Consider the following 24435-nt stretch of genomic DNA (forward strand, 5'->3'; position numbering starts at 1 on the left):
GGTGAAATAAGCAAGTAAGGACGAAAAGACCCGCCCTCTAGGCAATTCGTGTATACACATCTCTTTACTTGGTGTGACTCAGCTCATACTCTTGAAGGCGATGCCCCGTGATGACCCTCGATGAGCAGGAGCCCGCCCATGACTGGCCAGACCTACCGGCAGCTGCACGCCCGTTCGCTGCGGAACCCCGAGGAGTTCTGGCTCGAGGCCGCCGGCGCAGTGGACTGGGTCACGGCACCGCGCCAAGCCCTCGACGACGCTGCGGCCCCGGTCTACCGCTGGTTTCCAGAGGCCGAGCTCAATCTGAGCTACAACTGCCTGGACCGACACCTCGAGGCCGGACGTGGCGAGGAGATCGCGCTGATCTATGACTCGGCTCTCACGGCAGACTCGCGCAGCTACACCTATGCCCAGCTCACCGAAGAGGTGGCGCGCTGTGCTGGCATGCTGCGCGACCTCGGCGTCGGCGCTGGAGATCGGGTGATCATCTACCTGCCGATGATTCCGCAGGCACCGATCGCCATGCTGGCCTGCGCGCGACTCGGAGCCGTGCACTCGGTGGTCTTCGGCGGCTTCGCAGCACGAGAACTCGCCTCTCGCATCGAGGACGCGGCCCCCGACGTCGTGCTCACCGCCTCCGGAGGCATCGAGCCCAGCCGGCGCGTGGAGTACCTGCCCACAGTGGCCGAGGCGCTGCGTCTGTCCAACCATGAGGTTCGCCACGTGGTGGTGCAGCACCGTGAGGGCTTCGCGCACTCGGTGCAGGACACCCGCGGTGCGGAGGAGAATGCAGCGGACACGCACGCGCAGTGGCACGACTGGGAGCAGCTCAGCGCCCAGGCAGAGCCCGCGGCCCCGGTGACCGTCGCCGCCACCGATCCGCTCTACATCCTCTACACCTCCGGCACCACCGGCCGACCCAAGGGAGTGGTCCGTGACCAGGGCGGAACCGCCGTGGCGCTGAGCTGGTCGATGCAGGCGATCTTCGCTGTGGGACCCGGACAGCGGATCCTCACCGCTTCCGACGTGGGATGGGTGGTCGGTCACTCCTATATCGTCTACGCGCCGCTGCTGGTGGGCGCCACGACGGTGCTCTATGAGGGCAAGCCCGTCGGCACCCCGGATGCGGGATCCTTCTGGCGGATGATCCAGGAGCATCGGATCAGCGCGCTGTTCACCGCGCCCACCGCCCTGCGCGCCATCCGCAAGACCGACCCGGAGGCGGCGCTGGTGGCCGACTACGACATCTCCTCGCTGGAACACCTCTTCGTGGCGGGCGAGCGGCTGGACCCCGCCACCCAGCGCTGGATCGGAGAAGCGTTGGATGTCCCGGTGATCGACAATTGGTGGCAGACCGAGACCGGATGGCCTATCGCCGCGAACCCCGTCGGATTCGATGCGCTGCCGGTCAAGGAGGGTTCCGCCACACTGCCCATGGCCGGCTATGACGTGTCCATCCTCGATGCCGCCGGCGAAGAGCTGCCCGCAGGTGAGGAGGGCAACATCGCGCTGCGTCTGCCGATGCCGCCCGGCACGCTGCCCACACTCTGGGGTGATGACCAGCGCTATGTCGATTCCTACCTGAGCGCGTTCCCCGGCTTCTACGCCACCGGAGACTCTGGTTATCTCGATGAGGACGGCTATCTCTTCGTCATGGGCCGCACCGATGACGTCATCAACGTCTCCGGGCACAGGCTCTCCGCCGGTGGGATCGAAGCGGTCCTTGCCTCCCACCCGGCCGTGGCTGAATGCGCCGTCATCGGTCTGGCCGACGAGCTCAAGGGTCAGCGGGCCACCGGATTCGTAGTGCTCAAGACCGGCCGTGAGGACGATCCGGAGACGCTGACCGCCGAGCTCACCGACCTGGTGCGCCGGATGATCGGACCGGTCGCGGACTTCAGGAGCGTCTCCGTGGTCTCGGCGCTGCCCAAGACCCGCTCGGGGAAGATCCTGCGCAAGACGATGCGGCAGATCGCCGACGGCGAGACGCCCCGCGTGCCTTCCACGATCGAGGATGCCTCGGTCCTCGAGGACCTGACCCCGGTGCTGCGCCCCCACCGGTAGGCTGTCCGGGACGCAGGAGCGCCTGCGCGAGCCTGCCCCGGCGCGGATCTGCGGCCGGGTCAACGAACCTGCGCCGGTTGAACGAGGGGAGAGCATGGACATCCTGCTGCTGGCGGTCGAGCTGATCGGCACGTTTGCCTTTGCCGTCTCCGGGGCGCTGCTGGCAGCACGCAAGGGCTTCGACGTGGTCGGCTCGGTGCTGCTCGCCTCCATGGCAGGGCTCGGCGGGGGAGTGGTCCGCGATGTGCTCATCGGCTACGGCCCGCCGCTCGCGCTGGAGAACCCGGTCTACCTCGCACCTGTGCTGGTGGCTGTGGTGCTGGTGATGACCGGGCTGCTGCATGAGACCCGCCTGCGCCGCACGCTGCTGGTCTTCGACGCCGTGGGGCTCTCACTCTTCTGTCTCACCGGCACCGTGATCGCCTGGGAGGCCGGTCTCACCGAGCTGGCCTGCGTGCTGCTCGGAATCACCACCGCAGTGGGCGGCGGTGCGATGCGCGACGTCGTCGCCAATGAGACCCCGCAGATCTTCAACCCACGCGGGGTCTATGCCGTGCCGGCCATGCTCGGAGCCGCGCTCACCGTGACCGCGCTGAGCCTGGAACTCTCGCTTATCTGGGCCGGTCCGGTCATCGCTCTGGTCGTGTTCTCGCTGCGGATCATCTCACTGCGGCTTGGCTGGCGGGTGCCGCTGGCCGGCCGCCGCTTCCGCGACGTGAACCCGGGCCCGAACGCTGGTCCGAACGCCGGTCCGAACCCGGGTCCGAGACCCGACAGCAGCGACGATTCTCCGGGCGCATCCGACTGAGCCTCAACCTTCCAGCGCTACTTGTTCCACCACCTTGCCTCGGACACGAGTCGGGGTAACCTGGATAAGTTGTTGTCCGCATCAGGAAGTCGAGGGATCACGTGAGCGAGCCGGGTGCCCGGATGGGCGAAACGCCTGACCGGGAAGCGAGCGAGTCGAGCAGCGCGCAGCCGACCGAGCTCTTCACCATCCACGGCGATGCGATCATGGGCCCTACAGGTCGGCCCAAGCACGAATTCGCTGATCCTGCTCCGCTGAACAGCCATGGCCCCGCGCGCATCATCGCCATGGTCAACCAGAAGGGCGGGGTGGGCAAGACCACCTCCTCGATCAACATGGGCGCTGCGCTCGCCGAATATGGCCGCCGCGTGCTCATGGTGGACTTCGACCCTCAGGGTGCTCTCTCCGCCGGATTCGGCACCAGCCCGCATGAGCTGGAGACCACGGTCTACAACGTGCTCATGGAGCGCGGGGTGAAGACCCGCGACGCGATCGTCTCCACCCATGTAGAGAATGTGGACCTGCTTCCCGCCAACATCGACCTCTCCGCGGCCGAGGTCCAGCTCGTCAATGAGGTGGCCCGCGAACAGGTTCTGGACCGGGCGCTGCGCCAGGTCCGTGACGACTACGACGTCATCATCATCGACTGCCAGCCCTCCCTGGGCCTGCTCACCGTCAACGCGCTCACCGCCGCGCACGGTGTGCTGATCCCGCTCGAGGCGGAGTACTTCGCGCTGCGCGCGGTGGCGCTGCTGGTGGACACCATCGAGAAGGTCCAGGACCGGTTGAACCCGGACCTGGAGATCGACGGCGTGCTGGTCACCATGGTGGATCTGCGCACCCTCCACGCCCGGGAGGTCATCGCTAGGATCGTCGAGGCCTTCGGCGAGAAGGTCTTCGAGACGGTGATCAAGCGCTCGGTGAAGTTCCCCGACGCCACCGTGGCGGCCGAGCCGATCACTGCCTATGCTCATAAGCACGAGGGGGCCAAGGCGTATCGCCAGCTGGCCCGCGAGCTGATCCTCCGAGGTGGTTCGCCTTAGTGGCGGACACGGACTCGGTCGAGGCCCCCGCGCTGGAGGCAGGCGCCACGCAGGGGGCCTTCACCGTGTCGCTGGCCAATTTCGACGGGCCCTTCGATCTGCTGCTGGGACTCATCGCCAAGCGCGAGATGGATGTCACGGCGGTGGCGCTCTCCGCAGTCACCGACGAGTTCCTCGACTACGTCCGCGGACTCTCTCATGATCGGGCGCTGGACGAGTCATCGAACTTCATCCTGATCGCCGCGACCCTGCTCGACCTCAAGGCGGCCCAGCTGCTCCCCGGCGGGGAGATCGAGTCCGAGGAGGACTTCGCCGCGCTGGAGGCCCGTGATCTGCTCTTCGCCCGACTGCTCCAGTACCGCGCGTTCAAGCACATCGCCGGTCACATCGCCGAACAGATCCAGCAGCACTCGGATCGCTTTCCCCGCCAGCCCGGCGCTCACCCCGAGCTGGCCCAGCTGCTGCCGGAGCTGGTCTTCAAGACCACCCCCGAAGATCTCAAGGCCATCGCCGAGCGTGCCTTCGCTCGACCGGCGATGGAGCCCGACCATGTGCGTTTCGACCACCTCCACGCGCAGACCGTGGACATCGCCGAGGAGATCGCGGTGATGACCCAGTTGTTGCGCGAGACCGGAACGGCGAGCTTCACGGAGCTGATCACGGGGGCGCAGAGCCGGCTGGTCGTCGTCGTCCGCTTTCTCGGGCTCTTGGAGCTCTACCGGGATCGCGATGTGGCCTTCGAGCAGGACAGCCCGCTGGGGGAGCTGCGCGTCACCTGGTCCGGACCCGCGGCCGGGGAGATCCCGGCCATGCAGCGGGCCGCGGCTGAATGGGACGAGTCGCAGCGGGATGAGAGGCAGTCCTCGCAGTCCAGAATTCCGGAGTCCACAATCCCGGAGTCCGAGGAGAAGGAGCACCGCAGCGATGTCTGAGCAGACGTCTGAACCGAGCCGAATGGCAGACTCACCGGACGGAACCATCAGCGAGGACCTGCTCGCCGCCGCGGAGGCGGTGCTGATGATCACCGAGGATCCCATCCCCGCCGCCGAACTCGCGGTCGCCCTGGAGATTCCCGAGCACCAGGTCATCGCCGTGCTGGATGCGCTGCGCCTGGACATCGACGGCATCACCGAGGGCTCGCGCCGTCGCGGCTATGAGCTGCGCGAGATCGCCGGGGGATACCGCTACTACTCGCGTGCCGACTACGCCGAACAGGTCTCCGCCTTCATCCTCGGCGGAGCGACGACGCGGCTCTCGCAGGCCGCGCTGGAGACCCTGGCCGTGATCGCCTACCGGCAGCCCGTGGCGCGATCCCAGGTCGCGGCGATCCGCGGGGTCAACGTGGACGGGGTCGTGCGCACGCTGGTTCACCGCGGACTCGTGGACACCGCCGGGACCGACCCGCTCACCGGGGCCACCCTCTACACCACCACCGCTGACCTGCTGGAGCGTCTGGGCATCAACTCCGTGCAGGAGCTGCCGCAGCTCTCCCCGCACCTGCCGGGGATCGAGGCGGCGGGGGAGCTGAACGGGGAAGGCTGAGCCCTCCCGACAGTTCCCGGAGCGCTGGGCTCATCGGTGGTCACACCGGGGCGCTGAGCAGTGGACTCAGAGATTGGACACTCCCCATAGAATGGAGTCCATGAGTTCTTCGGGCCCCGACCGCCGCGCGGACAGTTCGCAGGCGCGAGAGCCCCGAGCTGCCCGAGCCGCGCGCACCCCCAAGGCCGGTCAATCGGGAGGTCCCTTCTCCTCCGAGGACCCCCAGCGCATGATCTCCACCGGGGCCTCGCGCACCAAACCCCGCCGCGACGAGGCCGAGGAGAACTTCACCGCCGTGCATGATCCCGAAGGAATCCGGCTACAGAAGGTGCTGGCCCAGGCCGGCGTCGCGTCCCGGAGAGTCTGCGAGGCATTGATCTCTGAGGGCCGGGTCACCGTGGACGGCAAGGCCGTGATCGAGCCCGGCATCCGGGTGAAGCCCGATGAGGTGACCATCCACGTGGACGGCGTGCGGGTCAGTCTCAACGTGGAGCACCAGTACGTCATGTTCAACAAGCCCGCCGGCGTGGTGACCACCATGTCAGACCCGCAGGGCCGGCCCTCCATCAACGACTTCCTCACCGAGGACATGATCGCCGCCCGGCTCTTCCACGTGGGACGCCTGGACGCCGAGACCGAGGGCCTGCTGCTGCTCACCAACGACGGCGAGCTGGCCAACCGGCTCACCCACCCCTCCTACGAGGTCCCCAAGACCTACGTCGTCGAAGTCGCCGGACCGGTGACCAAGGCCGTGGGCAAGACGCTGCGCGCCGGGATCGAGCTCGAGGACGGCCCGATCACCGTGGATGACTTCCGGCACCTCGGCAGCGACGGCAGCCGCACCATGCTCCAGGTCACCCTGCACTCAGGACGCAACCGGATCGTTCGGCGGATCTTCGACCACGTGGGACATCCCGTGCTGCGCCTGGTGCGCACCGGCATCGGGGAGCTCACCATCGGCGGCCAGCCGCAGGGCGCCGTACGTGAACTCGGCCGCTTCGAGCTCGGCCACCTGCTGGATCTGACCAGCAGCGCGCCCGACAACGCGAAAGCGAGTGGCAGCGAGTCCGCCGCTGACCCGAACAGCGGGGGTCAGCCCGGATGAACCTGTTGACCGCACCTCCCGCCAGCGCGCGGAGCACCCCGACAGTGCTCATCCGCGGCACCGGACTGCTGGGCACAAGCATCGGTCTCGGCCTGCGCGCCGACGGCCACGAGGTGCTGCTCTCCGATCCCTCCGCCACAGCGCAGGCCATCGCCGCCGACATCGGTGCCGGTCGGCTGCTGGAGTCCTCCGAACACGGCGAGGACTCGCCCGAGATCGTCATCGTCGCCGCTCCGCCGGAGGCCACGGCCGCGGAGGTGGCAGCCGCGCTGCGCAGCTTCCCGGACGCCGTCGTGCTGGACATCGCCTCCACCAAGGCAGAGATCCTGCACCTGCTGCTGGCCCAGACCCAGGACGACGACGCCGCCCTCACCCGCCACGATCTGCGCCGCTATGTCGGCACCCATCCCATGGCGGGCCGGGAGAAATCGGGACCAGTCGCCGCCCGCGGCGAGCTCTTCACCTCGATGCCCTGGGTGGTCTGCCCCGCCGTGGACCCGGTCACCGGCGAGCAGCTCTCCGCCCCCGAGGCGGTGGACTGGGCCGGTGAGATCGGACGCCGACTCGGCGCCACCGTGCACCATATGGACCCCGCCCGCCATGACCAGTCGGTGGCGCTGATATCCCACCTGCCGCAGATCGCCGCCTCGCTGGTGGCCTCCCGGCTGCAGGACGCTCCCACCTCTGCGCTCGCGCTGGCCGGCAACGGGCTGCGCGATGTCACCCGCATCGCCGCCTCGGACCCGGGGCTGTGGGTGCAGATCCTCTCCTCGAATGCCGCTCCCGTGATGGAGATCCTCTACGGACTGCGCCACGATGTGGAACGGCTGATCAGCACATTGGAGGATCCTCGCGCCCCCGGCGGGCAGGCCGACATCGCGCAGCTCATCGCCGAGGGCAACGCCGGGGTGGCCCGGGTGCCCGGCAAGCACGGCGCCCCGCCGCAGTCCTTCGCGGTGCTCACCGTGATCGTCGATGACAAGCCGGGACAGATCGCCGCAGTGCTCAACGATGTGGCACGTGTGGGCGTCAACGTTGAAGACATGCGCATGGAGCATTCCGCCGGCCATCAGGTCGGCATGGTGGAGCTCTCCGTGCTGCCAGGACGGCGAGACGAGCTCGCCGCAGCAATGACTGAATTTGGATGGAAGGTAGTGCTCTCGTGAGTGATGGACAGCGGCTGATCATCGCAGTGGACGGGCCCTCGGGCTCTGGGAAATCCAGCGTCTGCCGCGCCGTGGCGGGCCAGCTCGGTGCTGCCTACCTGGACACCGGGGCGATGTACCGCGCCGCCACCTGGTACTGCCTGGCCCAAGGCGTGGACCTCGACGACGAGCAGGCCGTGGCCGTGGCGGTGGAAGAGCTACCGCTGAAGATCTCCACCGATCCCGAGCACCAGCTCATCATGGTCGGAAGCACCGACGTCACCGGCGCCATCCGTGAGACCCGGATCTCCGAGCGGGTCTCTGAGATCGCGACCAACCGCGCGGCACGGGCGCTGCTGATCGCCGCGCAGCGCCGGCTCATCGACGAGTCCGGCTTCATCGTGGCCGAGGGACGCGACATCACCACCGTGGTGGCACCCGACGCGCAGGTGCGCGTGCTGCTCACCGCCTCCGCCGAGGCCCGGCTGCGCCGCCGCGGCCTGCAGCTGGGTGGCACCGAGACGGCGGAGGCGCTCAAGCGCCAGGTGATCGACCGGGACACCCGCGACTCCACCGCATCCAACTTCACCGAGGCGGCCGACGGCGTAGCCGTGCTGGACTCCTCGGATCTGACCTTTCAGGAGACGGTGGACACGCTGATCCAGCGCGTGCACCAGGCCTCCGCCGAACCACTCTCGACACCATCTGCAGGAGCATCCCGTGGCGAATCACGCTGAGAACAATTCCCCCGAGTCCGCGGAGTACATCCCGCCCGTGGAGGACGATCGGCTCGCCGAACGCGTCGCCGCGATCACCGAGGAGGAGGCGCAGGCTCGGGCTGCGGCCCTGCGCGCCGGACTCTCCGACTATGAGCTGGCCGAAGAGGACGCCGCCGTCCTGGAGTTCGACGAGGACGACGAGGACTTCGAGCCCTATGTCGCCGCACCGCCAGCCCTGGCAGTGATCGGTCGCCCGAACGTGGGCAAGTCCACCCTGGTCAACCGCATCACCCGCTCCAAAGAGGCCGTGGTCGAGGACGTGCCAGGCGTGACCCGCGACCGCGTGTCCTATGACGCGGAGTGGAACGGCAAAGACTTCACCCTGGTCGACACCGGCGGCTGGGAGCAGGACGCTCGCGGCATGCACAAGCGTGTGGCCGAACAGGCCGAGATGGCGGTGGACGAGGCAGACGCCGTCGTCTTCGTGGTCGACGGCCTGGTCGGAGCGACGGCCGTGGATGAAGCCGTGGTCCGGATGCTGCGGCGCAAGAAGAAGCCGGTCCTGCTGGTGGCCAACAAGATCGACGCCCCGTCCCAGATGAGTGAGGTCTACAGCCTCTGGAACCTGGGGCTGGGTGAGCCCTACCCGGTCTCCGCGCTGCACGGCACCGGCACCGGTGACCTGCTCGACGCCGCTGTCAAGGCGCTTCCCGAGTTCGCCGAGCATGGTGGAATGATCCCCACCGGTGGCCCGCGCCGCGTGGCGCTGGTGGGACGGCCCAATGTGGGCAAGTCCTCGCTGCTGAACAAGCTCGCAGGATCCGAACGCGTGGTCGTGGACGCCGTGGCCGGTACCACCATGGACCCGGTGGATGAGTTCATCGAACTCGGCGGGGAGACCTGGCGCTTCGTCGACACCGCGGGAATCCGCCGTCGCCAGCACATGGCATCGGGCTCCGAGTACTACGCCATGCTGCGCACCCAGCGCGCCCTGGACAAGGCCGAGGTCGCCGTCGTGCTGCTCTCCGTCGAGGAGCCGGTGTCGGAACAGGATGTGCGCATCATCCAGATGGCTGTGGACTCCGGCCGCGCGCTGGTGGTGGCGTACAACAAATGGGACCTGATGGATGAGGAGCGCCGCTACTACCTCGAGCGTGAGGTCACCCGGGACCTGGCGCACATCGCGTGGGCACCGCGGGTCAACGTCTCCGCGCTGACCGGTTGGCACAAGGACAAGCTGGCGCCCGCGCTGGAGACCTCGCTGGCCAGCTGGGGACGTCGCATCTCCACGGGACGGCTCAACGCCTTCCTCGGCGAGCTGGTCGCCGCCACCCCGCACCCGGTGCGCGGCGGCAAGCAGCCTAGGATCCTCTTCGCCACCCAGCCCTCCACGCGGCCACCGCGCTTCGTGCTCTTCACCACCGGATTCCTGGATCCCGGCTACCGCCGGTTCATCACCCGACGGCTGCGCGAGACCTTCGACTTCACCGGATCACCGATCGAGGTCTCCATGCGCGTGCGGGAGAAGCGCAAGCGCAAATAACTGGATCTCCACCCGCCGGCGGGGCCGCTCAGTAGAGGGCGGCCTCGACCTTCCGGGTGATCGAGGCGATGGCCTCCCAGTCCGAGCCCTCGGACATGATGGAGAGCACGTAGGTGCCCTGCGGGTGCCGCACGATCGCGGCATCGTTGAGGTAGCCCTCGATGAAGCCGACCTTGTTCAGCACCGTGCCGGCGCTGCCGGAGGGGATGCCCTGGCGGAAGATGTTGCTCCCCAGCGCGCCCAGCAGCCGGGTGCGGCTGTCTTCGCTCAGGCCCAGCTGGCCGGTCTCGAGGCGGGTGAGGAACGCGGTGAGGTCATTGGCGGAGGTGCGCGCGTAGGCGGGGATGAAGTCCGTGGCCGGTCCGCCGGTCTCAGCGGCGATGTCGCGCAGGCCGCGCCAGCCGAGCTCGTCGCGGAAGACATCCGCGCAGGGATTGTCACTCACGGAGATCATCTCGGTCAGGCAGGTGGCGCGGTCGCGGCCGCCGTCGACCGTGTCATCCCAGTCCATCTCACCGGACTCGACCCGGTCCAGGATGCCGTAGGCCACGAAGAGCTTATAGGTGCTGGCGCTGACCCGTGATTCGCCACCACCGGTCGAGGCGCTGCGGCCCTGTCCGCCGATCTCGGTGAGGCTGATCGAGATGTCCCCGGAATGCGAGCTGGCAAGGTCGGCCAGGTAGGCATCGAGATCCCCGGTGAAGGTGGAGTCTGCAGGTGCATCCGGGGTTGGCTGCTGCGGGGTGGGCTCGGGGGAGGAGTCCTGTTCGGCTTCAGCTTCTTCCTCGGCGGCTTCGTCGGCCGCCTCCTGCTCCTGGCGCTGCCGTTCGAGCTCCGCCTCGGCTTCGGCCTCCTCCTGGGCGAGCCGCTCCTGCTCTGCCGCGAGCTCCTGCAGGTGCGCCTCACGAGCCTCCGCGAGGGCCGCAGCACCCTCGGCGACTGCCTCGCGCTGGGCGTCCCGGGCAGCTTTCACTTCGGCAGCGAGTGCAGGGAGGGGCGCCTGTGCTGCGGCGGGGTCTTCGTCTTCGTCATCGTCCTGGTCTTCGGCGGCAGTGTCGGGTTCCGCCTCAGGAGCAGGAGAGCGCGCGGCGTCGTCGTCCTTGGGCTCTGTCACGCTTCCGGGCGGCTCACCGCCCTCTGCGGAGCGGGCGAGCGCGGGTGCGGCCTCCATCCCGTGGGCCTGCACCGGGGCGGGCTGGAAAACGGCAGGGCTGCATGAGGTGAGCAGCAGTGCGGCAGTGGCAAGACCGAGTGCTCGGGACGCGGGACGGCGCCGTGCAGGCCTGGCCTCCTGACCGCGAAGGGGAAGGTTTTCGCGGGGAAGCATCTCTCTGATCGTATCGAGGCATCGGTGTTCGGTTCGGGATTTGCATGCCAGGACGGGGAAAACGGCTGATCAGGGCGATGTCCGCGCGCGTGTCCTCAGCGTCGGAAGGGCGAGTCCGCCAGGAACGCCGTGGCGCGGTCGCGCTGGAGAGAGGTCAGCCGCAGCAGTCTCCCGGTGGGCGCGTCGAGAAAGGCCAGCTGGGTTTCTGCAAGGACGCAGCGGGTGCCGTCGACCCCGTCGCGGACCTCATAGGCCAGCGTCAGACCGGCGCCCTTGAGTGTGGTGACCCAGACGTCGATCTCCGCCGGCACGTCCCGGTACTCCAGACTGGACAGATACCGCACCCGATGTTCGACGACGAGCGCCTGCGCGCCCTCGGGCAGTTCGTTGAACAGCGGGGAGAGCGGCTCGCCGACTGGGTATCCGGTGTTCGCCGGTGCACCGAAGGCCCGCACGCGAGCTTCCTCGAGCAGCCGGACGACCTCCACGTTGTTGATGTGCCCGTAGGCGTCCATGTCACCCCAGCGCAGAGGGACTCGAGTGCGCAATCGCGGGGCGGGCGTCTCGGTGGATGCCGCTGCGTTGGGGGAAGCGTGCGAGGTGGTCCCGGATGTGGCGTCGGTCATGCCCGCCAGCCTACCCACCCACCCCCACACCTCCGCGTTTTACCCCGTCCTATGTGGCCTACCCGGCCTACCGTCGGGTGGGTAGAGCATGGACGGGGAGGTAAAACGCTGGGGGAGCGGGGGAGGACGCTCAGCCGCGGGAGACCCTTCCACGCAGAGCTCCGAACGCGAGCGTGAAGCTCAGCGCGCCCACGATCAGGATCGCCAGAAGCCCCGGCCAGAGGTCCTCCCAGATCCACCCCTCCGAGAGCAGCGATCGCAGCGCCGCCAGCAGGTAGGTGATCGGGTTGTAGTCGGCGATCGCGGCGAGCCACCCGGTCAGCGCTTCCAGGGGAAGGAAGGAGGTGGTCAGGAAGGCGAAAGGGAAGAACAGCAGGAACGAGGAGTTCACCGCAGCGGGGCTGCCCGTGCGCAGCGCGATGGCGTAGGGAAAGCCTGTGAAGGCCAGCCCCCAGAGCCCGCCGAGGAGGACGAAGGCGAGGGCGCCGAGCACACCGGTCGCGAATTCGACTCCCACCAGGAATCCCAGGATCAGCACCGGGACGCAGAGCGCCATGACCAGTGCGAGGTCTGCCACCATCAGCCCCAGGAGCAGGGCGGTCCGGCTCATCGGGGTCAGCAGCAGCCGGTCGAAATAGCCGCTGCTGATATCGGTGACCAGGTCGCTCGCCCGGGAGACGCCTGTGACGGCGAAGACGATAGCCACGGGAAGCTGGAAGGCACGGAAGTCCTCGACTCCGATGCCCTCGGCCACCGATTCCAGGGCGCCGATGTTCACCACGAAGAAGAACAATGGGATGATCAGCGCGGGGATCACCGCCGCCGGATCTCGGGGGATCGCGCGCAGCGCCCGGTACGCCACGGAGGTGAGGTCGCGGAGGAATCCGGCACTCTTCGGTTCGATCCGAGAGACCGGGGGAGCTGGGGCAGTGGTTGATGAGGTCACTTCTGCTCCTGGGGGTTCTGCGAGGCGGAGGCGCTGGCCATGAACGCGCTGGAATCGGTGATGCGCTCCCCGGTGACGGAGAAGAAGACATCGTCGAGGGAGGGGCGGCGCAGGGAGAGCTCGATGACGTCGATCTCGGGCACCTGAGCGAGAGCCACGGCGATCGGGCTGATGGCCGAGGGGCCGTCGGACACGCTCAATGTCAGCGAGGGCCCGTTCGCCTCGACGCGCTCCACCATCGGCAGCGGCTCCAGTGCGTCTCGAGTCCGGGCGGGGTCGCCCTCCACGGTCACAATCACGACATCCGTGCCGATCAGCCGCTTGAGCTCGGTCGGAGTTCCTTCGGCGACCAGCTGTCCCTGGTTGATGATGCCCACTCGATCGGCGAGCTCATCGGCCTCCTCGAGGTACTGAGTGGTGAGGAAGACCGTCATCCCAAGGTCATCGTTCAACCGGCGCACCTCCTGCCAGACATTCGCCCGGCTCACCGGATCCAGCCCGGTGGTCGGCTCGTCGAGGAAGAGGACCTGGGGATCATGGACCAGCGCCAGTGCGAGGTCCAGGCGACGCTTCATGCCGCCCGAGTATGTGCCGATCCGGCGGTCCAAGGCGTCTCCGATGTCCACCAGTTCGACGAGCTGATTCACCCGTGCCTTCGTGGCCTTCGCAGAGAGTCCGTAGAAGCGGCCCTGCAGTGAGAGCATCTCTGCCCCGGTCTGCTTATCGTCAAGAGCGGCCTCCTGGAGGGCGACGCCGGCGCGCAGTCGCACCTCACCGGGCTGGGTCTCGACGTCGTATCCCGCCACGCTCGCGTGACCGGCGGAGGGTTTCAGCAGGGTGCAGAGCACACGGGTCAGCGTGGACTTGCCGGCGCCGTTGGGACCGAGGAAGCCATAGATCTCGCCGGTCTTCACCTCCAGGCTGACACCGTCGACGGCGGCCAGGTCCCCGAAGCGTCGCTCCACACCTTCCGCGCTGATTGCTGTCTCGCTCGACGCCATGATCGTGTCCTTCCAGAACGCAACGAGTCGTGTGCCAGGCAACGTTGATTCTGCGCGGCGCCCAAGTCTTCGGATGGCTAAGAATAGAAGCGCGGTGAATCGCCCGGCAATGCCGGTGGGCCGGTCAGGCGCATCGTATTCCGACGCCATGTGCCTTTGGCAGCCGAGTGCGCAGGAGATTCTCTGGTGGTGGCGCAACGGGACACTGGCGTCGGCACCTACGACGATCCATAATTTCCTCATGAGCCAGAGTCGCGTCACCGCACCGCAGATCAGTGCGACGGAGAAGCCCAAAGGGCCAGCGTCCTATTTCCCCAGCATCGAGGAAAAGTACGGCAAACCCATGCAGCACTGGATCGACCTGACTGTGCAGCTGCTGGACAGCGGGCTGTCCCATATGGAGACGGTGAATCACCTCAAGGAAAAACATCAGCTCGGACACGGGCACGCGAACGCGATCGTCGCCTACGTGAAGGCGAAGCTTGCGGAGTAGAAAGACAAAAGCACCCCGAACCGAGAGGTCCGAGGTCTTATTCGTTGGAAACTGTCAGAGTTTGGTCGGGCCAGTGGGATTCGAGCTCTCCGAAACGGAATACCCTTTGGATCCTCTACTTCCTCGCCGATAGAGGGAATTAGCGGCATAGAAAGGCAAGCGCTTTCGGGTTCGGACACGCTCCAGGTGCCCCGTGTATCTCGGCACGTCGCGAGGTGGCGTTGCCTTAGGCGACACGAGCTCGCAGCAGAAAGCCCCGTCCAGTGGATGACCGGACGGGGCAACGAACGTTGCAGCTAATCAGTACGCCTGGTTAGCTCCGTATTCGGCCTGTTCCTGCGTGTAACCCTCGAACACCAGCTGGTCGATCAAGCCCTGGAGCGAGAACGAGCTGTATTCCAGGTACGACTCTGCCGAGCGTACGGCCTGCTCATTCCAGTCCGCGTCCACATTTTCCACCGCGTACTCAGCTTCTTCGGTGGAGTAACCTTCAAACTCGAGTTGTTCAACGAGGCCCGAGCGAGAGAAGCCAGAGAAGCTGAGGTACGACTCGGCAGAAGCGAGAGCGTTGTCCTGGCCGCTGCTGGTCTCCGGAGTTTCTTCTTCGACCTCTTCTGCCAGATCTTCTTCGGTCCGATCGGCTTCTGCCTCGACAGCCTCGGGCTCTTCCTCTGCTGCACTTTCAGACGGTTCGGCAGCGGGAGACTCTTCAGATTCCGAGGAGCTCTCCGTCTGCTCGGCGTTTGAAGCTTCCTGGTTCTGCATCTCTTCGTCTACAGCACTGAACAAAGCGCCTGCGATAGCGAATCCAATGATGGCGACGACGAATCCGATCGCGCCCGTGATGATGCCGGTGATGCCCTGTCCACGCCCGCGGTGCTTGGCGAAAGCGACGATGCCCAGGATTACGGCCAGCGGACCAAGGAGGAAGCTAGCCGCGGCAATAACGGGAACAAAGGCTAATACGATTGCGACAATGCCGAGGACCATTGCGGCGATGCCGAGGCCCTTCTTCGGCGAGGTTTGGGGTGGTTGTGCCCCGTAGTTCGGGTATTCATGTGTAGGGGTGCTCATGTTTTCCTTTCGGATGCGAGTGAGGTTATAGCTTAGTTGCAGATCTCGAGCATGTCAGCATTGACAGTTATCTTCCTACTTACCTCAGCAGGTCCCCCAATGGTGGGGAGTATATGCAGGCTAGTAAATCGAGGCAGTTCGGCGTGAGTGGAATTGCAGATGGAATTAGTCTGTCCGCGTCATAGGGGTCAGAATTATTGGTTGAATGCGTCGGTCCTGTATGCATGATTCACGTATCAGACTTCGCCAGCGTTCTCGTATTCCTCGCCGTCTATTTTTCGACCGACGCTGCTGGAAAGGTGAACATGGTTGACTGAAACCTAAGCCTGTTCGGGAGATACCCCAAAGTTGGCGTCACTGCGTCATTCACCGTTGGGTTGATCATGCAGAACGACCAGAATTTTGACGCGGACGGATTCGCGTTCGAGTTGTCGATGGTCGACTCGAGGTGCCGCCGTCCTCCCGTGGGAGGCTCTTTGTGTCCAGAAGGGATCGTAGGTGTCCTGTCAGCCCCGCCCGGGTTGGCTGATGAGCGTCCTTCGCCTGTCTTCTAGACGGAGTGTCTTTACCCTTGTTGGGCGGGCGCACCGAAGGTGCGCCAGCGTTGACTGGGTCCATCCGTGGAAGAATCACCGAGCCTCACAGGAGTATGGGAAGCTTCAGCCGGAAAAGCTCGATCGTGCTGGCCGCCACGCAGCGGATCTAGCGCGTCACGGCAAGCACACCGACGATAGACGTTCGGGAGGCGGAGTTCCGAACTGCGTCGACGGGGTCCAGCTCGTGACAAGCAAAAAACCCCGGCTTCCCTTACTGCGAAAGGAAACCGAGGCTCTTCGTGTATGTCGGGCTAGCGGGATTTGAACCCACGACCTTCCGTCCCCCAGACGGACGCGCTACCAAGCTGCGCTATAGCCCGAAATCCTTCCAGCGAAGCCGCCGGAAGCACCAGGAAAGTCTACCGCATGATCTGTCTCGAAGCCGCATCGACCTCGGGCACTGCAGGCAGGCAGCCCTGGAGCGGACCAGCGGGCGGGGCGCAGACTACGAAGCACCCCACCCACCGATCCGGCCTCAGCAAGACATCAGCTCGAGGTGCTCTTGCGCGCCGATCCCCAGATGTCGATGCCGCCATCAACCGCGTGCTTATCGATCGCGTCGAGCTCATCCTGCGAGAAGCTGCGCTGTTCCAGCGCTGCAAGGTTGCTCTTGAGCTGCTCGGCGCGGCTGGCGCCGATCACCAGGGAGGTCACCCGTTCATCACGCAGTGCCCAGGCCAACGCCATCTGAGCGAGGCTCTGACCACGAGCAGAGGCGATGTCATTGAGCGCGCGGATGTGCTGGAGGTTCTCCTCGCTGAGGAAGTCATCGCGGAAGGACCCCTTGGTGGCGGCCCGAGAATCCGACGGGATTCCGTTGAGGTACTTATCGGTCAGCATTCCCTGCGCCAGCGCGCTGAAGCCGATGACTCCTGCGCCCACTTCCTCAACCGCGTCGAGAAGGCCCTCGGTCTCGATCCAGCGGTTGAGCATCGAGTAGGAGGGCTGATGGATCAGCAGCGGGGTACCCAGGTCCTTCAGGATCGCCGCTGCCTTGCGGGTGTCCTCCGCGGAGTAGGAGGAGATGCCTGCGTAGAGCGCTTTGCCGGAACGGACGGCCGCGTCCAGCGCGGACATGGTCTCCTCCAGCGGGGTGTCTGCATCGGGACGGTGGGAGTAGAAGATGTCCACGTGGTCCAGGCCCATGCGGCTCAGCGACTGATCCAGGCTGGAGAGCAGGTGCTTCCGGCTGCCGGTAGGGCCACCGTAGGGCCCGGGCCACATCGTCCAGCCAGCCTTCGTCGAGATGATCAGCTCATCGCGCAGCCCCGCGAAGTCCTCGCGCAGGATCCGGCCGAAGTTGATCTCCGCCGAGCCTGGAGGCGGCCCGTAGTTGTTCGCCAGATCAAAGTGGGTGATCCCGTGGTCGAACGCCGTGTGGATGATCTCGCGCTGATTCTCCAGGGCAAAGTCATCACCAAAGTTGTGCCACAGCCCCAGGGATAGCGGGGGGAGCACCAGGCCGGAGCGGCCCACGCGGCGGTACTCCGCGTTGTCGTAACGGTCTTCAGCGGGAACGTACATGGTGGCTCCTGGTGTTCGAGGTATCGGTGTTCAAGAATCTCTAAGCCCGCCGGTCAACACAGGAGGCAGGCCCTCGATCACCTTACGCCTCTACCGCGGCTCCCTGACCAGCCAGAGCTGATGCCGTGACTTGCAGTTCGTCAGCACTGACCGCCTCGCCGAAGCTGAACCGCACCGCGGTCTGAGCCTCAGCATCGTCGTAGCCCATGGCGCGCAGCGCCGGTCTCGGCTCGCTGGACCCTGCCGCGCAGGCCGAACCTGAGGAGCAGAAGATGCCCTGCCGCTCCAGATCCAGCAGCGTGGACTCCCCGCTGCGTCCCGGCAGCACGAACGATGCATGCCCCGCCAGCCGCTGGGACCGGTGACCGGTCAGACGAGCACCGGGGACGCCCGATTCCACCGCCGCGATGAATCCATCACGCTTCCGCACCAGCGCCGTCACATCCGCGGCAGCAGCCAGGCGCAGGGCCGTGGCCATTCCCACGGCTCCTGCCACGTTCTCGGTGCCGGAGCGCAGGTCCCGCTGCTGCCCACCACCATGGATCAGCGGCTCAAAAGGCGTCCGACGGCGCAGGTACAGCACGCCGATGCCCTTGGGTGTACCGAGCTTGTGACCGGCAAGACTCATCGCATTGACCCCGAGTGTCTGCACATCCAGGGAGAGCGTGCCCGCGGCCTGCACCGCGTCGGTGTGCAACGGAATGCGCCGTTCCGAGCACAGTGCCGCCAGGGCCCCGACGTCCTGGACCGTGCCGACCTCGTTGTTGGCGTAGTGGATGGAGACGAGGGTGGTGTCCTCGCGCAGCCGTTCCGCGAGCGCTGCGGGGGAGACGACCCCGTCCCGGGCCACCGGGACCGTCTCCACCTTGTAGCCCAGCCGGCCCAACCAGGCAGCTGACTCGCTCACCGCCGGGTGCTCCAGCGCGGAGATCAGCACGTGCCGCCCTCGGGGGTCTGCGAGCGCGATGCCTTTCACCGCGGCATTGTCTGACTCTGTGCCACCGGAGGTGAAGATGATCTCGGCCGGGCGGGCGTTGAGGTGTTCGGCGACCTCGGCGCGGGCAGCTTCCAGTGCCCGGGAGGCGACCGCCCCGGGCTCGTGCACGCTGGAGGGATTGGCGCAGCCGGTGAGATGTGGCCACATAGCCTCGAGCACCTCGCGGCGCACCGGAGCCGAGGCGGACTCATCCAGATAGATCATGAGCCGGATGACTCCTGACCTGTAGGACTAACGTGCATTTCCAGGCCCATGTCCAAACCCAAGTCCAGCGCTCGTGCGGCGTGGGTCAGCGCGCCTACGCTGATGATGTCCACCCCGGTGGCAGCGATCGCCCCGATGGTCTCCAGGCTCACCCCGCCGGAGGCCTCCACCAGGGCCCGCCCGTCGATGAGCTCCACTCCGCGACGCAGGTCCTCGAGCGTGAAGTTGTCCAACATGATCGTGTCCGCGCCGCCGGCCAGCACCGCGTCGATCTGCGCGACTCGGTCCACTTCCACCTCAATATGGGTGGTGTGCGGCAGGCGCTCGCGGGCAGCCTTGATCGACGCAGTCAGCGCCTCCGGGGAGCTGCCCACCAGCGCCAGGTGGTTGTCCTTGGCCATGACGGCGTCCGAGAGGGAGAACCGGTGGTTTTTCCCGCCCCCGCAGCGCACCGCGTAGCGCTCCAGCGCGCGCAGTCCCGGAGTCGTCTTGCGGGTGTCCGTGACCCGCACCCGGTTTCCCGCCACGGCGGCAACGTATTGACTGGTCAGCGTCGCCACCCCGGAGAGCCGCTGGATCAGGTTCAGCGCCACTCGTTCCGCACCGAGGACCGCCCGCGCGGGGCCCTGCACCGTGGCCAGGACATCCCCGGGGCCGAACCGTGCGCCGTCGTCGGTCGCAAGACTCACGACGACGTCGGGATCCACCGCGGCGAAGGTTCGGGCGAAGATCTCACCGCCGGCCAGGACACCGGGCTCCCGCGCCACCAGCTGGGCGTGGGCGGTGGCATCGGCGGGAACGAAGGCGGTGCTGGTGAGATCACCGAAGGGCATGTCTTCGGCCAGGGCGAGGGTGATGACCGCATCGATCTCACGGGCTGAGAGCTGAGTGTCCACGGTGTCCCTTCAGGCTTTCGGCTTCGCGGCGAGCATCCGGTCCAGCGCGATCTTCGCGTGGCTGGAGGCGATCGGATCCACGCTGATCTGGTTGTTCACGCGTCCCTCGACAAGTTCTTCCAGCACCCAGGCGAGGTAGCTCGGGTGGATGCGGTACATGGTGGAACAGGGGCAGATCACCGGGTCCAGGCAGTAGATGCTGCGGTCCGGGTACTGGGCGGCGAGCCGGTTGACCATGTTGATCTCGGTGCCGATCCCGATGCTGTCACCAGGGGAGGAGGCGGCGATGAACTTCTGGATCGCGTCGGTGGAACCGGATGCATCGGCGGCATCGACCACTTCCATCGGGCACTCCGGGTGCACGATGATCTTCACCTGCGGATTCGCCGCCCGCGCCTGGGTGATCTGGTCCACGCTGAAGCGCCGGTGCACCGAGCAGAAGCCGTGCCAGAGCAGGACCTTCGCCTCGCGCAGCTGCTCCGCGGTGTTCCCGCCGAGGGGCTTGCGCGGGTTCCACATCGGCATCTGCTCCAGCGGCACCCCCATAGCCTTGGCGGTGTTGCGTCCCAGGTGCTGGTCCGGGAAGAAGAGCACCCGGTGAGCGCGCTCGAAAGCCCATTCCAGCACAGTGGCGGCATTCGACGAGGTGCAGACGATCCCACCGTGGCGACCGCAGAAGGCCTTCAGCGCGGCGGAGGAATTCATATAGGTCACCGGAAGGATGGGCAGCTTGCCCTCGGCGTCGGGAGCGGTGTTCTCTGGGTCCACGCCGTAGGTCTCGCAGATCTCCTCCCAGGCGGTCTCCACCGAGGACTCATCGGCCATATCGGCCATGGAACAGCCGGCGGCGAGGTTGGGCAGGATCACCGACTGGTCCGCGTCGGAGAGGATGTCGGCAGTCTCGGCCATGAAGTGCACCCCACAGAAGACGATGGTCTTCGCCTGCGGCCTGCTCAGCGCGGCATTGGCCAGCTGGAAGGAGTCGCCCACGAAGTCTGCGTACTTCACGACCTCATCGCGCTGGTAGAAGTGGCCGAGGATGACCAGCTCGTCCCCGAGCGTGGTCTTGGCGCTGATGATCCGCTCATCCAGTTCGGTGTCGCTCATCAGCTGGTAGCGCTCGGGCAGCTGCCCCGGCCGGGAGACTGGATCCGGAAGCTGGTCCGCCTGCGAGGAGCCAGGTCCGTATCCGGGCACGGTGTCGAAGTCCCAGGGTCCGGCGGCCAGCTTGGTGTTGCAGCTGTCCTTCGGGGTCAGGGTGATCAGGTCGTTGACCGAGGCGGTCATGGCGTCTCCTGGATGGTGAGGGTGTAGCGGGGGCTGTGCGGGGTGGAGCGGTAGAGCTTGGGCGGGCGGTGCGCGGTGCCGGTCATCCGCTCGCCGGTGTCCTCCACGGTTCCCTGCGCGAGGATCTGCCGGCGGAAGTTCGAAGGATCCAGCGCCCGGTTCAGGATCGCTTCATAGACCCGGCGCAGCTCGGCCAGCGGGAAGCGCTCCGGGAGGAAGGCATGAGCGATGGGGGAGTAGGTGACCTTTGCGCGCAGCCGGTCCAGTGCGTAGGCCAGGATCACGCCGTGATCGAAGGCCAGAACTCCGGCCTCCTCGGCGATGTCATCGGCCGGGAACCATTGAAGGTTCTCGCCCTCCACTGCGGCGGTGTCCTCATCCGCGCGGACCAGCGCCCAGTAGACGATGGAGACTACCCGCGTGGTGGCGGGGGAGCGGTCCACATTGCCGAAGGCGTAGAGCTGCTCCAGGTGCCGGGGGGCGAGGCCAGTGGTGTCCAGAAGAGTGGCGCGAGCCGAGCTGACCAGGTCCTGATCAGGCTCCAGAGGCCCGCCGGGAAGGGCCCACTGGCCGAGAAAGGGCTTGCGGATGCGCCGCACCAGGGGCAGCCAGAGGGTCAGTTCGCCCGTTTCGGGATGGGGGCGCAAGGCGAAGACGACCGTGCTCACGGCGAGTTCGATCTGCAGGTTCGACGGCGCGGCCATGACTCACATCCTTAAGGTGACAGTGACACTATGGTCCCGTTCATAAGGTCACGTCAACCTGAAGGGGTCGGAGAGATCCGTCGCGGGGCTGATCCGCGCCCTCGATGGCACCTGAGAACATGGGTCCATGCGCGAATCCCTGACAGTCGTCACCAGCGTGCTCGTGGCGCTCACCGTCAACATCCTGCTGGACGTGAACACCGAGATGCCGATGCTGCTGCGTTGGCTCGTTGCGGTGGCTCTCTCGCTGCTGGTCACCTGGGACATCTCGCGCTTGACGGCGGACCGGACCCGTCGTGGCCCCTCCGATTCGGTCCGCGCCGCCGAGTAGCCACGCCTCGTGCAGGAATAGGCCCTCCGCAATGACGAAAAGACCCTCCCCGGCCCCACACCTGACGCAACGTCCTCGATGGATCTCGGTCTGCGCAGTGGGAGCCGCTTCCGTCCTGACCGTGGCGCTCGCGGTGGAACCCCGACTCTTCGATGTCGAGCAGGTGTTGGGACCGGCGCAGATGGTCTCGTTCCGCGGAGTGCTCGCGCTGGTACTCGGCGTACTGGCCCTGATCATTGGAGGGCTCTGTTTCGCGGTCACGAAGCTCCGCGTCCCGCTGGTGGTCATGCTCTCGGTGTTGCTGGCTGGGAGCATCTGGAATCTCGGTGTGGTCCTGGACCGCGGAATCGCCGCCGCGTCCGCCTCGGACCAGCGGGACACTGAGGTGGAGGACAGCGGATCAGACCGCTCGCACGCGTCTCTCACGATTCTGGCCTGGAACACCCAGGGCGGTGGAGCCTCCGCTGCGCAGATCGCCGGCGTGATCGTCGATCACGGCGTGGACGCAGCCATGTTCCCGGAGACTACGCCGGAAGTGGCCAGTGAGGTCGCGATGCTGCTGGCGGATGCCGGGCTGGAGTACTCCTGGGATGTGACCGATGGAGGCATGGGGCGCGGGAGCACTCCCACGGCGCTGGTCGTCAGTGCTGAACTGGGGGAGTATCACCACGACGCTGACGCGGGCAGCACACCTAGGCTGCCCAGCGGCGTCTGGCGCACGGACGATCCAGCGCTGCCTGCATTCGTCGCCGTGCACGCGGCGCCTCCGCTGCCGGAGATGATGCACGAGTGGCGCGGCGGCCTCAGTTGGGCGGCCCACCAGTGTGGCCCGGACGTGGTGATGGCCGGTGACTTCAACTCCACCATCGATCACTGGGCCGACTACAGAGAAACTGAGTCTGGCGGTCAACTCGGAGCCTGTGTGGATTCTGCCGCGGCGGTCGGCTCAGCGGCCGACGGCACGTGGCCGACCGGTGTGCCAAGCGTCCTCGGTGCGCCGATCGATCATGTGTTGACCGGTGCCCACTGGGAGACGACCAGCTTCGTGGTCCTCGCAGACGAACAGGCGGCTCGCAGTGACCACCGACCGGTCGTGGCCGAGATCATCCGTGCCCGTTGAGTCATGAAGAACGCGCGTCTGAGTACTCCTTCACACCGTAGGGCTTTCGCGCAGCAGTGCTGTCAGTCGCCTCGGGCGAAGACGTTCGTGGAGACGGGTGTCGAATTGCGGGGCTGCTCCGCGTCATCGGGCACGGCGATGTACACCCGCCCGCCTCCGCTGATCTGCACCTGTCCTCCTCCGCACCCGGCAAGCCAGTCCTCGTTGCGCGGGACGGAGAGCAGGCATGGACCCGTGTCATCTTTCGCCATGCCGAGCCATAGCTGGGTGCCTTTGTATTCTCCGACCCAACGCGTGGCGTCGCGGTCAAAATGATCCAGTGCGCGATCTGGCACCGAGTCGGGTACGGCGCGTTCATTCTCGGGGTCCTGTTCCAAGTCGGTGAAGGTCTGGGATTCAGGGACGCTCTGTTCTTCCGCGGAGTTCTCATCCACACCGCTGGCGGGCCCGGACTCAGCCGAGCAGCCGGGGGAGGAAGCGAGGACCAAGCCAGCCACGGCGAGAATGGAAATGGAATATTTGGAAGCCATCACTTGATCGTGGCATAGTCGAAATGAATTTCGCTAGATCTTCCGGGAATTCCAGCGCCGATCACCCTGATGAGTGTCCTTCATGGGATGTTTCGCGATGGGGTGCTGCTGATCAATACTTGAACCCCCGGGCGGTCCGCTCACCGCCGACCGTCTCCTGCATGTCATTGAGCAAGGCAGAGTTGGACGAGGAAACATCCCAATTCTCTCCACGGAGATGCTGCGTGGTGCCGACGTCGCCATCGCCGAGATCCTGCATTCCCGTGGGCAAGTCGCCATCCCACACGATGATCGAGTGTCCCTCGGCGCAGCTCATGCTCTCGCCGTAGCCGTCGAACTCATGTTTGGTCTGGAGAATCTCACAGGAGAATCCTCCGGAATCTAGGGCCGAGCGGAAGTCTTCGACGCTGTCGTAGGTGTCATCGGGTTCCACGCTGCCGCAGGAGGTCGTAGAAAAGGTCGTCAGAACAACTGCAGAGAACAATGCGCCGGTACGTATGAGTGTTTGTCTCATGCCTTCATGCTTAAACACGTCGGAGGATACGAGAATCAATGCGAACCAGATGGCCAAGGTGCGACGTCGAATGAGGCATCCGACCGCTGGAACCCGTGCATACACTGTGCCCATGGAGGCATTCGAACTGACAGTCATCGGTGAGAGATTCTGGGTGAGCGAAAGGGCCCAGCCGGGAGCACATGACGAGGGAAGAGCTGGAGTCTGAGGCGTACCGCTTCGTCGAGTCCTTCCCGTCTCGAGCATTGACTTGCCCACCGATTCTTGCAGAAACAGCAAGTCAGTCTGCTGATCGC

24 protein-coding genes and 1 tRNA gene are annotated in these 24435 nt (G+C 66.2%); 12 read left to right on the plus strand and 13 right to left on the minus strand.

Annotated features, from left to right (window positions below; genetic code table 11):
- Nucleotides 1-138: 138 nt before the first annotated feature.
- The 9 genes from IY716_RS00070 (at nucleotide 139) to der (ending at nucleotide 9969) form a co-directional block, all read left to right on the plus strand.
- The gene (locus tag IY716_RS00070) at nucleotides 139-2064 is read left to right on the plus strand and encodes an AMP-binding protein (protein WP_218219657.1); all 1926 of its coding nucleotides are present in this window, start codon (nucleotides 139-141) and stop codon (nucleotides 2062-2064) included.
- 94 nt (nucleotides 2065-2158) lie between these two features.
- The gene (locus IY716_RS00075; RefSeq protein ID WP_218219658.1) at nucleotides 2159-2872 is read left to right on the plus strand and encodes a trimeric intracellular cation channel family protein; all 714 of its coding nucleotides are present in this window, start codon (nucleotides 2159-2161) and stop codon (nucleotides 2870-2872) included.
- Nucleotides 2873-3078: 206 nt separating this feature from the next.
- Nucleotides 3079-3915: a ParA family protein gene (locus IY716_RS00080; RefSeq protein ID WP_255316492.1), complete on the plus strand. Its 837-nt coding sequence runs from the start codon at nucleotides 3079-3081 to the stop codon at nucleotides 3913-3915.
- Nucleotides 3915-4847, plus strand: a complete 933-nt coding sequence (locus IY716_RS00085) for a ScpA family protein (RefSeq protein ID WP_369699532.1) — start codon at nucleotides 3915-3917, stop codon at nucleotides 4845-4847. Before IY716_RS00080 ends, IY716_RS00085 begins: the two co-directional genes overlap by 1 nt.
- Nucleotides 4840-5457, plus strand: a complete 618-nt coding sequence (gene scpB, locus IY716_RS00090) for an SMC-Scp complex subunit ScpB (protein ID WP_218219659.1) — start codon at nucleotides 4840-4842, stop codon at nucleotides 5455-5457. Before IY716_RS00085 ends, scpB begins: the two co-directional genes overlap by 8 nt.
- A 100-nt stretch (nucleotides 5458-5557) precedes the next feature.
- Nucleotides 5558-6562, plus strand: coding sequence for a pseudouridine synthase (locus IY716_RS00095; protein WP_255316368.1), 1005 nt, complete (start codon nucleotides 5558-5560; stop codon nucleotides 6560-6562).
- The gene (locus tag IY716_RS00100; protein WP_218219661.1) at nucleotides 6559-7728 is read left to right on the plus strand and encodes a prephenate dehydrogenase; all 1170 of its coding nucleotides are present in this window, start codon (nucleotides 6559-6561) and stop codon (nucleotides 7726-7728) included. Before IY716_RS00095 ends, IY716_RS00100 begins: the two co-directional genes overlap by 4 nt.
- Nucleotides 7707-8444 (plus strand): (d)CMP kinase, encoded by a 738-nt coding sequence (cmk, locus tag IY716_RS00105; protein WP_218219662.1) that lies wholly within the window; start codon nucleotides 7707-7709, stop codon nucleotides 8442-8444. Before IY716_RS00100 ends, cmk begins: the two co-directional genes overlap by 22 nt.
- Nucleotides 8445-8472: 28 nt before the next feature.
- Complete coding sequence (gene der / locus IY716_RS00110; RefSeq protein WP_369699659.1) at nucleotides 8473-9969, plus strand: ribosome biogenesis GTPase Der; 1497 nt, start codon at nucleotides 8473-8475, stop codon at nucleotides 9967-9969.
- Between the two features lie 28 nt (nucleotides 9970-9997).
- Here the strand turns inward: der and IY716_RS00115 are convergent, their stop codons facing one another.
- From IY716_RS00115 to IY716_RS00130, 4 genes are all read right to left on the minus strand, one after another.
- A complete protein-coding gene (locus tag IY716_RS00115) occupies nucleotides 9998-11296 on the minus strand; it encodes a serine hydrolase (protein WP_218219664.1) in 1299 nt (432 codons plus the stop codon).
- Nucleotides 11297-11391: 95 nt separating this feature from the next.
- A complete protein-coding gene (locus IY716_RS00120) occupies nucleotides 11392-11922 on the minus strand; it encodes an acyl-CoA thioesterase (protein WP_218219665.1) in 531 nt (176 codons plus the stop codon).
- A 130-nt stretch (nucleotides 11923-12052) separates the two neighbouring features.
- On the minus strand, nucleotides 12053-12868 hold the full coding sequence (locus tag IY716_RS00125; RefSeq protein WP_218219666.1) for an ABC transporter permease: 816 nt from the start codon (nucleotides 12866-12868) through the stop codon (nucleotides 12053-12055).
- A complete protein-coding gene (locus IY716_RS00130; protein ID WP_218219667.1) occupies nucleotides 12865-13869 on the minus strand; it encodes an ATP-binding cassette domain-containing protein in 1005 nt (334 codons plus the stop codon). Before IY716_RS00130 ends, IY716_RS00125 begins: the two co-directional genes overlap by 4 nt.
- A 241-nt stretch (nucleotides 13870-14110) precedes the next feature.
- Between IY716_RS00130 and IY716_RS00135 the strand changes: the two genes are divergently transcribed.
- Nucleotides 14111-14362: a DUF4287 domain-containing protein gene (locus IY716_RS00135; RefSeq protein ID WP_218219668.1), complete on the plus strand. Its 252-nt coding sequence runs from the start codon at nucleotides 14111-14113 to the stop codon at nucleotides 14360-14362.
- Between the two features lie 300 nt (nucleotides 14363-14662).
- Here IY716_RS00135 and IY716_RS13590 read toward each other — a convergent pair whose 3' ends face one another.
- The 7 genes from IY716_RS13590 to IY716_RS00170 form a co-directional block, all read right to left on the minus strand.
- Nucleotides 14663-15436, minus strand: coding sequence for an Ltp family lipoprotein (locus IY716_RS13590; protein WP_255316370.1), 774 nt, complete (start codon nucleotides 15434-15436; stop codon nucleotides 14663-14665).
- A gap of 842 nt (nucleotides 15437-16278) precedes the next feature.
- Nucleotides 16279-16352, minus strand: a tRNA-Pro gene (locus IY716_RS00145).
- A 166-nt stretch (nucleotides 16353-16518) separates the two neighbouring features.
- Complete coding sequence (gene mgrA, locus IY716_RS00150; RefSeq protein ID WP_218219669.1) at nucleotides 16519-17556, minus strand: L-glyceraldehyde 3-phosphate reductase; 1038 nt, start codon at nucleotides 17554-17556, stop codon at nucleotides 16519-16521.
- 82 nt (nucleotides 17557-17638) lie between these two features.
- Nucleotides 17639-18757 carry a cysteine desulfurase family protein gene (locus tag IY716_RS00155; protein ID WP_218219670.1) on the minus strand — a complete coding sequence of 373 codons (1119 nt, stop codon included), beginning with the start codon at nucleotides 18755-18757 and terminating at the stop codon, nucleotides 17639-17641.
- Entirely contained in the window at nucleotides 18754-19590 is an 837-nt protein-coding gene (gene nadC, locus IY716_RS00160) for a carboxylating nicotinate-nucleotide diphosphorylase (protein WP_218221305.1), read from the minus strand. The genes IY716_RS00155 and nadC overlap by 4 nt, the downstream gene beginning before the upstream one ends.
- Before the next feature lie 72 nt (nucleotides 19591-19662).
- A complete protein-coding gene (nadA, locus tag IY716_RS00165) occupies nucleotides 19663-20940 on the minus strand; it encodes a quinolinate synthase NadA (protein ID WP_218219671.1) in 1278 nt (425 codons plus the stop codon).
- Entirely contained in the window at nucleotides 20937-21644 is a 708-nt protein-coding gene (locus IY716_RS00170; RefSeq protein WP_218219672.1) for an NUDIX domain-containing protein, read from the minus strand. Before IY716_RS00170 ends, nadA begins: the two co-directional genes overlap by 4 nt.
- A 127-nt stretch (nucleotides 21645-21771) precedes the next feature.
- Here IY716_RS00170 and IY716_RS00175 point away from each other — a divergent pair, with 127 nt between their 5' ends.
- Together IY716_RS00175 and IY716_RS00180 are read left to right on the plus strand one after the other, a co-directional pair.
- Nucleotides 21772-21975, plus strand: coding sequence for a hypothetical protein (locus IY716_RS00175; protein WP_218219673.1), 204 nt, complete (start codon nucleotides 21772-21774; stop codon nucleotides 21973-21975).
- A 97-nt stretch (nucleotides 21976-22072) separates the two neighbouring features.
- Complete coding sequence (locus tag IY716_RS00180; RefSeq protein ID WP_218219674.1) at nucleotides 22073-23095, plus strand: endonuclease/exonuclease/phosphatase family protein; 1023 nt, start codon at nucleotides 22073-22075, stop codon at nucleotides 23093-23095.
- 62 nt (nucleotides 23096-23157) lie between these two features.
- Here IY716_RS00180 and IY716_RS00185 read toward each other — a convergent pair whose 3' ends face one another.
- Both IY716_RS00185 and IY716_RS00190 read right to left on the minus strand, forming a co-directional pair.
- Nucleotides 23158-23625: a hypothetical protein gene (locus tag IY716_RS00185; protein WP_218219675.1), complete on the minus strand. Its 468-nt coding sequence runs from the start codon at nucleotides 23623-23625 to the stop codon at nucleotides 23158-23160.
- 112 nt (nucleotides 23626-23737) lie between these two features.
- Nucleotides 23738-24253, minus strand: coding sequence for a hypothetical protein (locus tag IY716_RS00190; RefSeq protein WP_218219676.1), 516 nt, complete (start codon nucleotides 24251-24253; stop codon nucleotides 23738-23740).
- Between the last annotated feature and the right edge of the window lie 182 nt (nucleotides 24254-24435).

It is taken from the genome of Nesterenkonia sp. Act20 (assembly GCF_019173455.1).
Lineage (GTDB): Bacteria > Actinomycetota > Actinomycetes > Actinomycetales > Micrococcaceae > Nesterenkonia.